The 12,063-nt window shown below is 71.0% G+C and carries 11 protein-coding genes; 9 read left to right on the forward strand and 2 right to left on the reverse strand.

Annotated elements, in window-relative coordinates:
- The 7 genes from HD597_RS10850 to HD597_RS10880 all read left to right on the forward strand — a co-directional run bounded on the left by HD597_RS10850 (nucleotide 1) and on the right by HD597_RS10880 (nucleotide 6,908).
- On the forward strand, nucleotides 1-864 hold the full coding sequence (locus tag HD597_RS10850; protein WP_253741879.1) for a hypothetical protein: 864 nt from the start codon (nucleotides 1-3) through the stop codon (nucleotides 862-864).
- 89 nt (nucleotides 865-953) lie between these two features.
- Entirely contained in the window at nucleotides 954-2,558 is a 1,605-nt protein-coding gene (gene murJ, locus HD597_RS10855; RefSeq protein ID WP_253741880.1) for a murein biosynthesis integral membrane protein MurJ, read from the forward strand.
- 103 nt (nucleotides 2,559-2,661) lie between these two features.
- Nucleotides 2,662-3,834, forward strand: a complete 1,173-nt coding sequence (locus HD597_RS10860; protein WP_253741881.1) for a glycosyltransferase family 4 protein — start codon at nucleotides 2,662-2,664, stop codon at nucleotides 3,832-3,834.
- A gap of 193 nt (nucleotides 3,835-4,027) precedes the next feature.
- Nucleotides 4,028-5,011: a TerC family protein gene (locus tag HD597_RS10865; RefSeq protein ID WP_253741882.1), complete on the forward strand. Its 984-nt coding sequence runs from the start codon at nucleotides 4,028-4,030 to the stop codon at nucleotides 5,009-5,011.
- A gap of 138 nt (nucleotides 5,012-5,149) precedes the next feature.
- The gene (locus tag HD597_RS10870; RefSeq protein ID WP_253741883.1) at nucleotides 5,150-5,761 is read left to right on the forward strand and encodes a phosphatidylserine decarboxylase; all 612 of its coding nucleotides are present in this window, start codon (nucleotides 5,150-5,152) and stop codon (nucleotides 5,759-5,761) included.
- On the forward strand, nucleotides 5,748-6,581 hold the full coding sequence (gene pssA, locus HD597_RS10875; protein WP_253741884.1) for a CDP-diacylglycerol--serine O-phosphatidyltransferase: 834 nt from the start codon (nucleotides 5,748-5,750) through the stop codon (nucleotides 6,579-6,581). Before HD597_RS10870 ends, pssA begins: the two co-directional genes overlap by 14 nt.
- A 51-nt stretch (nucleotides 6,582-6,632) precedes the next feature.
- The gene (locus HD597_RS10880) at nucleotides 6,633-6,908 is read left to right on the forward strand and encodes a hypothetical protein (RefSeq protein ID WP_253741885.1); all 276 of its coding nucleotides are present in this window, start codon (nucleotides 6,633-6,635) and stop codon (nucleotides 6,906-6,908) included.
- A gap of 16 nt (nucleotides 6,909-6,924) precedes the next feature.
- Here the strand turns inward: HD597_RS10880 and HD597_RS10885 are convergent, their stop codons facing one another.
- Together HD597_RS10885 and HD597_RS10890 are read right to left on the reverse strand one after the other, a co-directional pair.
- Nucleotides 6,925-7,584, reverse strand: a complete 660-nt coding sequence (locus HD597_RS10885; RefSeq protein WP_253741886.1) for an MBL fold metallo-hydrolase — start codon at nucleotides 7,582-7,584, stop codon at nucleotides 6,925-6,927.
- The gene (locus tag HD597_RS10890) at nucleotides 7,581-8,390 is read right to left on the reverse strand and encodes a maleylpyruvate isomerase family mycothiol-dependent enzyme (protein ID WP_253741887.1); all 810 of its coding nucleotides are present in this window, start codon (nucleotides 8,388-8,390) and stop codon (nucleotides 7,581-7,583) included. Before HD597_RS10890 ends, HD597_RS10885 begins: the two co-directional genes overlap by 4 nt.
- A gap of 215 nt (nucleotides 8,391-8,605) precedes the next feature.
- On the opposite strand from HD597_RS10890, the gene uvrA reads away from it, so the two are divergent.
- Both uvrA and HD597_RS10900 read left to right on the forward strand, forming a co-directional pair.
- Nucleotides 8,606-11,446 (forward strand): excinuclease ABC subunit UvrA, encoded by a 2,841-nt coding sequence (uvrA, locus tag HD597_RS10895; protein WP_253741888.1) that lies wholly within the window; start codon nucleotides 8,606-8,608, stop codon nucleotides 11,444-11,446.
- Nucleotides 11,447-11,625: 179 nt separating this feature from the next.
- Nucleotides 11,626-12,030 carry a Rieske (2Fe-2S) protein gene (locus HD597_RS10900; protein WP_253741889.1) on the forward strand — a complete coding sequence of 135 codons (405 nt, stop codon included), beginning with the start codon at nucleotides 11,626-11,628 and terminating at the stop codon, nucleotides 12,028-12,030.
- Nucleotides 12,031-12,063 lie beyond the last annotated feature (33 nt).

Here is a 12,063-nt window from a genome sequence, read left to right on the forward strand (position 1 = left end):
ATGCCTGCCAGCCGGGCCCGTGGCCTGCTGTACGCCATCGCCGGCGCCGCGATCGGCGCCGTGGCCGCCCGCGCCGCCTACACGGCGTTCACCCGCGACCGGCCCGCCGACCTGAGCGGCCGCTGGACCAGGAAGAACCACCGCGGCGAGCCCATCACGCTGCTCGAAGGCCCCGCGTTCGCCGCCGGCGCCGGCGCCGCCGCCGCGCTCACGCCCGGCCTGACCCCGCGGGTGCGCGCCGCCGCGCTGCTCGCGGGCGTCGGCAGCGGCGCGGTGGGCGCCTACGACGACCTCTACGGCACCACCTCGTCCAAGGGCTTCAAGGGCCACCTCAGCGCGCTGGCCCGCGGCGAGGTCACCAGCGGCGCCGTCAAGATCCTCGGCATCGGCGCCAGCGGCCTGGCCGCCGCCGCCCTCGTCTCCAGGGGCCCCGCCGACACCCTGGTCAACGGCGCCACCATCGCCGCCACCGCGAACCTCGCCAACCTCTTCGACCTGCGCCCCGGCCGGGCCATCAAGGTCGGCCTGCTGACCGGCGGGCCGCTGCTGGCCGCCGCGCTGTTCCGGCACTCGCCCGCCACCGCCGCGCTGGCCGCCGCCCCGCTCGGCGCCGCCGCCGCGCTGCTGCCCGAGGACCTCGGCGAGCGCGCGATGCTCGGCGACGCCGGCGCCAACGCCCTGGGCGCGCTGCTCGGCCTGGCCGCCGTCACCGAGCTGGGCAGGCCCGGCCGGTACGCGCTGCTGGGCACCGTCGTGGCGCTGACGGCGGCGGCGGAGAAGGTCAGCTTCACCAAGGTCATCGCGGGCAACCCGGTGCTCAACGGCATCGACATGCTCGGCCGCCGCCCGGTCGACCCGGTGTGATCCGCGTTCCTCGACTGTCGGCCCGGCCTGCCAGGATGTCTGCGTAGCGGTAGACGGCCGCGTTGCGGTAGATGGCTGAGGGAGGCCGGGTGGGTGTGGTGACGGCGCGGGGTGTCGCGGGCGGCGCGATGCTCATCGGGGCGATCACCGTGCTGGCGCGCGTCATCGGCTTCGCCAAGCAGTACGCGTTCGCCACCACCGTCGGCACCAACTGCCTGTCCACGGCCTACATGACGGCCAACCAGCTCCCCAACATCATCTTCGAGGTCGTGGCCGGCGGCGCGCTGGCGGGCATGGTCGTGCCGATGCTGGCCGGCGCCGCCGATCGGGGCTCGCGGGAGCGGGCGGGGTGGATCGGCTCGGCGCTGCTCACCTGGGTGCTGGTCGTGCTCGTCCCGGTGGGCGTGCTGCTGGCGGTCTTCGCCGGGCCGATCGTGGGGTTGTTCTTCGGCGGCGCCCTCGACGGGTGCGAGGTCGGCGACGTGAGCGCGATCGCCACCCGCATGCTGGTCGTCTTCGCCCCCCAGATCCCTCTGTACGGGGTCGCCGTGGTGCTCTACGGCGTGCTGCAGTCGCACAAGCGGTTCACCGGGCCGGCGGTCGCGCCCCTGGTGTCCAGCATCGTGGTCATCGTCGCGTACCTGCTGTTCGTGCCCTTCAGCGGAGGTGAGCGCGATCCGGGCGCGGTGCCGGCGCCCGCCGAGCTGGCGCTGTCGGTGGGCACGAGCCTGGGCGTGCTGTCGCTGGTGCTGGCCGTGATCGGGCCCGTGGCGCGGCTGGGGCTGCGGTGGCGGTTCACCTTACGGTTCCCCGACGGGGTGGCGGGCCAGGTGCGCAGGCTCGCGCTGGCGGGCATCGCGGCGCTCCTCGCCCAGCAGGCGGCCATGATCGTGGTGCTGGTGCTGTCGAACCACGCGATCGGCAACGGAGCCATCGCCGTCTACAACTACGCGTGGGCGATCTACCTGGTGCCGTACGCGGTGCTGGCCGTGCCCATCGCCACCAGCGCCTTCCCTCGGCTGTCGGCGCAGGCGGGCGAGCCGGAGGCGTTCGCGGCGCTGGCCGCGCGCACCACTCGGGCCGTGGTGCTGGTGTCGGGGCTGGCCGCCGGGGTGCTGGCCGCCGCGTCCGGGCCCGGTGCGGTGGTGTTCCTGGCCGACAAGAGCGAGGTGCCGCCGGGGGAGCTGGCGGCGGCGATCGCGCTGTTCACGCCCGGCCTGGTCGGTTACGGGCTCATCGCGCATCTCAGCCGGGTGCTGTACGCGGCCGGCCGGGGGCGCGCGGTCGCCGTCGGGACCGTGGCCGGGTGGGGCGTCGTGATGGTCGCCCAGACCGTCTTCGTGCTGGTGCTGCCCGACGAGTGGGAGATCGGCGGGATGGCGCTCGGGATGAGCGTGGGCATGAGCGTGGGCGGGGGGATGCTGCTGTGGTCGGTGGCGCGGGCGCGCGGGCGTGCGGCCGTGGCGGGGCTCGTCAGGGCCGGGGCGGCGGCGGTCGCCGGTGGGGTGCTGGGATATCTGGCCGGGGCCGGGGCGGTGGCGCTGCTCGGGCCGAGCGGTGTGTGGGCGAACGCGGGGGCTGCGGTGCTGGGTGCGGTCGTCGCGCTGGTCGCGGGCGGGGCCGTCGTGGCCCTGGTGGACCGGGCCGACGCGGAGGCGGTGACCCGGCTCGTGCGGCGGGGCGGGAACGGCTGAGGTGCCCGGTGATGGGGCAGGACGGCTGAGTGCCCTGTGGCGGGGCGCGGCGGGTGGCCGGTGGCGGCAGGATCGTGGTGAAGGGATGAGGAGGGAGCGGGGCGTGCGGGTGGCTTTCGTGCTGGGCACCACGTCGGGCGGCACCGGGCGGCATGTGCTGATGATCGTGGAGGGGCTCGTACGACGCGGGCACCAGGTGCTCGTGATCGGGCCGGGGAGCGTCGAGGAGCAGTTCTCGTTCGGCGGCGCGGGGGCCAGGTTCGTGGAGGTGCCCGTCTCCGACCGGCCGCATCCCGTGAACGACCTGCGGGCGGTGCTGGCGGTCCGGCGGCTGACCAGGGGCGCTGACGTCGTGCACGCCCACGGGCTGCGGGCCGGGGCGCTGGCGGCGCTGGGGCGGCGGGGGCCGGTGGTGACCCTGCACAACGCGCTGACCGCGGGCGGGTTCGTGGGGCTCGTGTACGGGGCGCTGGAGCGGATCGTGGCACGGCGGGCGGGCTACGTGCTGACCGTCTCGCCGGACCTGGGCGAGCGGATGTGGCGGCTCGGGGCTCGTGACGTGCGGGCGGCGGTGGTGGCGGCGCCCGTGCCGCGGCCGGCGAAGCGGACGCCTCAGGAGGTCAGGGACGAGCTGAAGGCGGGAAACCGGCCGATTCTGCTCACCGTCGCCAGGCTGGCTCAGCAGAAGGGGCTGGAGACGCTGCTCGACATCGCGGCCGGACCGTGGCGGGCAGGCGGCGACACCACTGCGACAGCCGCGGGTGAGGGTGCCGGCGGGCCGGCGGGGGTGCCGGGTGGGGGTGGCGACGGTCCGGTGGGAGCGGCGCGCGGGGGTGTTCATGGGACGGGCGGGGAGCCGCTGTTCGTCGTGGCGGGGGAGGGGCCGCTGCGGGGTGAGCTGCAGCGCAGGATCGACGCCGAGGGGCTGCCCGTCGTGCTGCTGGGCAACCGGGACGACGTGCCCGACCTGCTTGGCGCGGCCGTCGCGCTGCTGATGCCGAGCCGGTGGGAGGGCCAGCCGCTCACGCTCAGGGAGGCGCTGATGACCGGGACGCCGGCCATCGCCTCCGAGGTGGGCGGGATTCCCGAGATCCTGGGCGACGCCGGGATCCTGGTGCCCTACGGGGAGGCGGGGAGGTTCCGCGAAGCCGTACGGGAGTTGCTGGAGACGCCGGGGACGGCGGAAAGGCTGGCGGCGGCGGCCGAGCGGCGCGGCCGGGAGATGCCCGACAGCGAAGATGTCGTGGCGGACGTGCTCGGGGTGTACCGGGCGTGAGGCCCTGAGGATGATTAGGCGCCCTTCATGCGTTCTCATATACTGCCTGGGTTAGGGAGGGGAGTATCCCTTCGCGACAGCCTCGTCATCACGGTGCAGCCCCGCTCCACGGGGCCCCCGGGGCTGCCGGTCCGCAGATTTCCGCGGGCGGGAGAGACCTCCGGCGCTGAAGCATGCTTGCCGGAGGGTCTGAGTGACTGAACCGTTGTGGGCCTGGATCGCCGTGATCGGCGGTCTTCTTGTTGTTCTAGCCGTTGACTTGTGGATCGTCGACCGCGGGGAAGCACGCGAGTTCTCCATGCGGCAGGCCGGATACTGGGTCACCTTCTACGTCGCTCTCGCCGTGGCGTTCGGGGTTCTGCTGTGGTTCACCTCCGGAGGCGACAGAGCCGGAGAGTTCTTCGCGGGCTACATCACCGAATACAGCCTCAGCGTCGACAACCTGTTCGTCTTCTTCATCATCATGAGCCGGTTCGCCGTCCCCAAGGCGTACCAGCACAAGGTGCTGCTCGTCGGCATCCTGCTCGCGCTCGTGATGCGTGGCATCTTCATCGCGCTCGGCGCGGCGGCGCTCGAGCGGTTCGGCTGGCTGTTCTACGTCTTCGGCGCCTTCCTCGTCTACACGGCGATCAACATCGTCCGCCAGCACCTCAAGGGCGACGAGGAGGAGTTCAACGAGAACGTCGTGCTGCGGTGGGTGCGCCGGGCCTTCCCGACCACCGAGACCTACGTCGGCTCCAAGGTCACCGTCAAGATCGACGGCAAGCGCATGGTGACCCCGATGCTCATCGTGATGGTCGCCATCGGCAGCACCGACCTGCTGTTCGCGCTCGACTCGATTCCGGCGATCTTCGGGCTCACGAAGGACCCGTTCATCGTCTTCACGGCCAACGCGTTCGCCCTGATGGGGCTGCGTCAGCTCTACTTCCTGCTGGGCGGGCTGCTGCAGCGGCTCGTCTACATCAGCTACGGTTTGGCGTTCATCCTGGGGTTCATCGGGGTTAAGCTCGTATTGGAGGCGTTGCACTCCAGCCATGTCTCCTGGGCGCCCGAAATTCCCATCTGGGTGTCGCTCTCGGTCATCGGCGCCACCATGGTCATCACCACCGTGGCGAGCCTGGTCAAGGCCCGCATCGACGCGCGCAAGGGCGAGGAGCCGCATCCGGAGCAGGTCTAGCGAAATGGGCTTCGAGGCGCTTTGCTTGTGTAGTTGTGCCGTGTCATGGTTGCGGGTTCTGTAACATCACGGCAAAGCGCCCAGTCCAGAAACCACCAAAGGTTGTACGTGTCAGACGATTCTGCTAAGCCGAGCCGCATGAGGCTCGCGCGCGGGGTCTCCCCGTGGCTCCTCCCGACGGCGGCCGCGGCGGCCGCCACCGCTCTGCTGACGCGCCGAGACCGGCGATGGGCGCTCGCGGCGGTGCCGCTGAGCGCGCTCACCGGGGGCATGCTCTGGTTCTTCCGCGACCCCGACCGCACGCCGGGTGAGGGCCGCGTGCTGTCGCCCGCCGACGGCGTGGTGCAGAGCATCGACCCGTGGCCCGACGGCCGCACCCGGGTCGCGATCTTCATGAGCCCGCTGAACGTGCACGTCAACCGTGCCCCCCTTGCGGGAAATGTCACCTCCGTGCAGCATGTGGCAGGTGGGTTCCTGCCGGCGTTCAACAAGGACAGCGACCAGAACGAGCGCGTGGTGTGGCATTTCGAGACCGCGCTGGGCGACATCGAGATGGTGCAGATCGCGGGCGCGGTGGCGCGCCGGATCGTGCCGTACCTGACCGCCGGGGCCAAGGTGGAGCAGGCCGAGCGGATCGGGCTCATCCGGTTCGGCTCGCGGGTCGACATCTACCTGCCCGAAGGGATCGCTCCCGCGGTGTCCGTGGGCCAGAAGACGGTTGCGGGGGTGACCAGAATTGACCGCGGCTGACGCCGGTAGCTGGCAGGCGGAAGAGGAAGAGCCTCGCGGTCCGGTCGGCAAGGCGTTCCGCCTGTCCGCCGCCGACTCGCTCTCGCTCGGCAACGCCGTCTGCGGGTTCCTCGCGGTGTGCGTGCTGGCCTACTCCGCCATCCAGCAGCTCCAGGTCGACGGCGGGCGGTTCACGCCCGCGCCCAGCTACTTCGCGACCGCCATCGTGCTGCTGCTCATCGGCGCGACCTGCGACCTGTTCGACGGCCTCGTGGCCCGGCGCTTCCGCGCCTCGGCCATGGGCGCCGAGCTCGACAACCTCGCTGACGTCATCAGCTTCGGGTTCGCGCCCGCGTTCATGGTCGTGATCTGGGGCGGGTTCACGCAGCAGGTCCCGTTCATGGCGGTGCTGGCCGCGGCGGCGGCCGTGCTCGTCGCCGGCGTCGTGCGCCTGGCCAGGTTCGCCTGCGTCAAGACCAAGAGCGGCGACTTCATGGGGCTGCCCATCCCGATGGGCGCCATGACCGTGATCTCCATCGTGCTGCTGTTCCAGCCGAGCATCTGGTCGCTGATGGCCGTGCTCGGGGTGGCCTGGCTGATGGTCAGCCGCATCGAGTACCCCAAGCCGAAGGGGCAGCTCGCGGCTGTCGTCCTCGGATGGATCATGGTGAACGTGGCGTTCCTCACGTTCTGGGTGGCCTGGCCCTCGGGCGGCGACCTGCCCATCAAGATCGGGGCGACCATGCAGATCGCGCTCGTGGCGGCGATCCCGCTGCGGGTCCTGTTCTACAAGCGCGAGCAGCGCAAGGAAGCCCAGCGCGTCGGGCACTACAAAGGCTAACCGATCCGTAAGTGACGGGATTTTTCGTCATACTTCGGCTTTGATGGATCCATGTCGGCCACGCCGCGCGAGCACACGCGCACGTACCATCTCGGCAAGCTGGCCATGGAGCTGGAGCAACGCGGGCTGACCGCCCTGCTGCGGTCGTACCCGCCCGCGTTGCGCATCAGCCACCCCGACACGGTCATGCTGGCCGAGACCGTCGACTGCGTGCCGCTCTCCGAGGGGTGGTTCTACCGATGGTCGTGGGGCGAGCTCGTCGGGCTGACCGACGATCCCGCCCTGGCCGCCGAGCGGATCGTCCACGTACTGGCGGCCCGCTCGTGAGCCGCCGGCCCGCCTCCTACCAGCCCCTGGCCTTCCACTCCGGCAGCGCGGGACGCTCCACGCCGAGCGTGGTGTCCTTGCCGTGGCCCGGGTAGACCCACGTCTCGTCGGGCAGGCGATCGAAGATCCGCTCCACCACGTCGGCGTAGAGCTGGGTGAACCGCTCGGCGTCGTTCCACGTGTTGCCGACGCCGCCGGGGAACAGCGAGTCGCCGGTGAACAGGTGGTGGCCGGCCTCGCCGCCGCCGTCGTACAGCAGCGCGATCGAGCCGGGCGTGTGCCCCCGCAGATGGATGACCTCCAGGGTGAGCGCGCCGACGGTGATCGTGTCGCCGTGCTCGACCGTGCGGTCCACGGGCACGGGCAGGGCGGACGCGTCGAGCGGGTGGGCGATGACCTGCGCGCCGGTCACCTTGGTCACCTGCTCCAGCGCCTGCCAGTGGTCGCCGTGCTGGTGGGTGGTGACGATCGTGGAGACCGGCTGGTCGGCCATGAGGGCGAGCAACCGGTCGGAGTCGGCCGCCGCGTCGATGAGCAGGCCCTCACCGGTCTCGGCGCAGCGCAGCAGATAGGCGTTGTTGTCGTACGGGCCGACGGCGAGCTTGCAGATCGTCAGCGCGGGCAGCTCGCGCACGTCGGCGGGGCCGCCGACCTGGACGTCACCTGTGTAGGTCATGGGTAGTCCTTCGGGGGCGTCGCGGGTAGAACAGCGGGGGCGGTCATCGACAGCCACGGTGGCGGCTCTGGAAGATCGACGCCCCCGGGACCTGGCGCATGCGACTGCCCCGCGGGCAACAGACTAACGCCCTGCCCCCCGGACCTGCCGGTGAGCCAGGCAAGCATGTCGCGTGGCGTGCCCGTGACGGCCGGGCCGTGACCGAGCCCGGGCCAGGTCGCAGCCCTCTCGCCGCCGTCCGGGGCGCCCTCCCTGAGCACGATCTCGCTGACCGTGCTGTGCTCGCGTGACCAGCAGAGACGCAGGTCGTGCAGCTCGCGGCGCACGAACGGCTCGGGCCAGTCCGCCGGGCCGTATCCGGCCGCCAGGTCCACGTGGTGGATGCCGACCTCGCGCAGGCGGCGTACGAGCACGTACCAGGCAGGATGGGGCGGCGGGCGCATCCCCTCCACCGGCGCCGCCCAGGCGTGCGCGGGCACGTCGCGGACGGCGGCGGCGAAACGGGCCGCTCCGTCCTCGACGTCGGCCAGGAGCCGGGCCGCCGGGCGGGTCGCCGAGGCGTCGATCCCGGCCCGCCTGGCCTCGTGGGAGGTGTACTGAGGGGTGCGGACGCCGGTCTTCGCCCAGGTCAGCAGGTTGACGTAGGAGTCGGCGTTCCTGGCGAGATGGGCGAGGACGTGTCCCCTGGTCCAGCCGGGCAGGAGTGAGGGGGCGGCGGCGTCGGCGTCGGAGAGGGACGCGGCCGTGGCCAGCAGCTGGTTCGTGGCCGAGGCGAGCTCGGCCTGCAGCGCAGGTAGGACGGTCATGTCCACGGATTGTGTCATCTAGGGTGTGCTGGCAGGACGGGCATAAAACCGCAGGTCAGGAGGTTGAATGTTGAAGGGCTCCTTCCTGTGGGGGAGTTGGCCGTAACCTGTGAGGGACGGATTTTCGGAGGCCGTGAAGCGGGCCGCCGAAATTGTCGGAGCCGCCGTCTACCATCCCCCGTGGACCTATCCGCCTTTCGACTTCCGGGATCGCCGTGGCAGACCGCCTCATCGTGCGTGGTGCACGAGAACACAACCTCAAGGACGTCTCGCTGGACCTGCCGCGAGACTCGCTGATCGTCTTCACCGGCCTGTCCGGCTCGGGCAAGTCGAGCCTGGCCTTCGACACGATCTTCGCTGAGGGCCAGCGGCGCTACGTCGAGTCCCTGTCGGCGTACGCCCGCCAATTCCTCGGCCAGATGGACAAGCCCGACGTCGACTTCATCGAGGGCCTGTCGCCCGCGGTCTCCATCGACCAGAAGGCCACCAGCAAGAACCCCCGCTCGACCGTCGGCACCATCACCGAGGTCTACGACTACCTGCGGCTGCTGTGGGCGCGCATCGGAAAGCCGCACTGCCCGGTGTGCGCGCGGCCGATCGCCCGCCAGTCGCCGCAGCAGATCGTCGACAGGGTGATGGAGCTGGAGGAGGGCACCCGCTTCCAGGTGCTCGCGCCGGTCGTCAGGCAGCGCAAGGGCGAGTACGCCGAGCTGTTCCGCGAGCTGCAGACCAAGGGCTTCGCCAGGGCCAGGGTCGACGGCACCGTGGTGCGGCTTGAGGAGCCGCCGACGCTGAAGAAGTACGAGAAGCACGACATCGAGGTCATCGTCGACCGCCTGTCGGTCAAGGAGTCGGCGCAGCGCCGGCTCACCGACTCGGTCGAGACCGCGTTGCAGCTCTCCGGCGGCACGATCACGCTCGAGTTCGTCGACCTGCCGGAGGGCGACCCGGGCCGCGAGCGCTTCTACTCCGAGCACCTCTACTGCCCCTACGACGACCTGTCGTTCGAGGAGATGGAGCCGCGCTCGTTCTCCTTCAACTCCCCCTTCGGCGCCTGCCCCGAGTGCACGGGCCTGGGCACCAAGATGGAGGTGGACCCCGACCTGGTGGTGCCCGACCCCGAGCGCGAGCTCGGCGAGGGCGCGCTGCACCCGTGGTCCGGCGGCCACACCAGCGAGTACTTCTCCAGGCTGATCGAGGCCCTCGGTCACGCGATGGGGTTCACGCTCGAGACGCCGTGGGAGCGGCTGCCGAAGAAGGCGCAGAAGTCGCTGCTGTACGGCCACGACGAGCAGGTGCACGTCCGCTACAGCAACCGCTACGGCCGCCAGCGCTCCTACTACACGACCTACGACGGCGTCATCCCGTGGGTGCAGCGCCGGCACGCCGAGGCCGAGAGCGACGCCGCGCGTGAGCGCTTCGAAGGCTACATGCGCGAGATCCCCTGCCCCGCCTGCAAGGGGGCCAGGCTCAAGCCGGTCAGCCTCGCGGTCACCGTGTCGGGCAAGTCGATCGCCGAGGTGTCGGGCATGTCGATCGGCGAGTGCGCCAAGTTCCTGGCCGCACTCAAGCTCTCCGACCGCGACATGCAGATCGCCGAGCGGGTGGTCAAGGAGATCAACGCCCGCATGGGCTTCCTGCTCGACGTCGGCCTCGACTACCTGACCATGGACCGCGCCGCCGCCACCCTGGCGGGCGGCGAGGCGCAGCGCATCAGGCTGGCCACGCAGATCGGCTCCGGCCTGGTCGGCGTGCTGTACGTGCTGGACGAGCCGTCCATCGGCCTGCACCAGCGCGACAACATGCGGCTGCTCGACACGCTGATCAGGCTGCGAGACATGGGCAACACGCTGATCGTCGTCGAGCACGACGAGGACACGATCGCGGCGGCCGACTGGGTCGTCGACATCGGTCCAGGGGCGGGCGAGCACGGCGGCCAGGTCGTGGTCTCCGGTACCGTCCAGGACCTCCTCAGCAGCGAGGAGTCGCTGACCGGGGCGTACCTGTCGGGGCGCAGGAGCATCCCGATCCCCGCCAAGCGCCGCAAGCGCGACAAGAAGCGGCAGATCACCGTCAAGGGCGCGCGCGAGCACAACCTCAAGGGCGTGGACATCGAGTTCCCGCTGGGCGTGTTCACCGCCGTCACGGGCGTGTCGGGGTCGGGGAAGTCGACGCTGGTCAACGACATCCTGTACAACGCGCTGGCCAAGGAGCTCAACGGCGCGCGCACGGTGCCGGGGCGGCACTCCCGGATCAACGGCATGGACCAGGTGGACAAGGTCGTCCACGTGGACCAGTCGCCGATCGGGCGCACGCCGCGCTCCAACCCGGCCACCTACACCGGGGTCTTCGACCACGTGCGCAAGCTGTTCGCGGCCACGGCGGAGGCGAAGGTGCGCGGCTACCAGCCCGGGCGCTTCAGCTTCAACGTCAAGGGCGGGCGCTGCGAGGCGTGCGCGGGCGACGGCACCATCAAGATCGAGATGAACTTCCTGCCCGACGTCTACGTCCCCTGTGAGGTCTGCCACGGTGCCCGCTACAACCGGGAGACGCTGGAGGTCCACTACAAGGGCAAGACGATCGCCGAGGTGCTCGACATGCCGATCGAGGAGGCCCTGGGCTTCTTCGAGGCGATCCCCGCGATCAAGCGCCACCTGCAGACGCTCAACGACGTGGGCCTGGGTTACGTACGGCTGGGGCAGCCGGCGACCACGTTGTCCGGCGGTGAGGCGCAGCGGGTCAAGCTCGCCTCCGAGCTGCAGCGGCGGCAGACCGGGCGGACCATCTACGTGCTCGACGAGCCGACCACCGGTCTGCACTTCGAGGACATCCGGCGGCTGCTCGGGGTGCTCGGGCGGCTGGTGGACGGCGGCAACACGGTGATCGTCATCGAGCACAACCTCGATGTGATCAAGACCGCCGACTGGATCATCGACATGGGGCCCGAGGGCGGCTCCCGTGGCGGCACCCTGGTGGCCAGCGGCACGCCGGAGGAGGTCGCGCTGGTGGACGACAGCCACACGGGGCGCTTCCTGCGCAAGATCCTCGCCCACTGAGACGCCGGCGCCCGCCCATCCGCAGCGATGGGCGGGCGTTCCCGGCGGTGCGCCCGCCGCCGGCCACCCGCTGACCGGACCAAGGGGTTGCGTCAATACCCTGGTAACGGCCGCACCTACGGGGGGCAAAGGCGACACGAGGTGCGGGTCGTACGAATCACACGATCGGGGGCGGAGCCATGTCGGAAACCGGGCTGGGACGTCGGGAAGTGCTGGGCGCGACCGGGGTCGCCGCATGCGGGCTGGCGCTGACGGCGTGCGGGAGCGGGGGCGCGCAGGCCAAGCCGAACCTCAAGGGCAAGGTGCTGGCGAAGACGGCCGAGGTGCCCGTGGGCGGCGGCAAGCTGATCGACGACCTGAGGGTCGTGGTGACGCAGCCCACGCAGGGCGTCTACAAGGCGTTCAGCTCGTCGTGCACGCACAAGGGCTGCAAGGTCTCCACCCCCAAGGACAACGTGATCAGGTGCGCCTGCCACGGCAGCGAGTTCGCCGCCGACACCGGGCAGGCCACCAAGGGCCCCGCCACCGCGCCGCTCGTCTCGTTCCAGGTGAAGGTCGAAGGCGACGGGATCGTGGTGGCCTGAACAGGTAAATGTGCGTAGTCCAACCGGATTGGC

Source organism: Nonomuraea thailandensis (assembly GCF_024172165.1).
Lineage (GTDB): Bacteria > Actinomycetota > Actinomycetes > Streptosporangiales > Streptosporangiaceae > Nonomuraea > Nonomuraea thailandensis.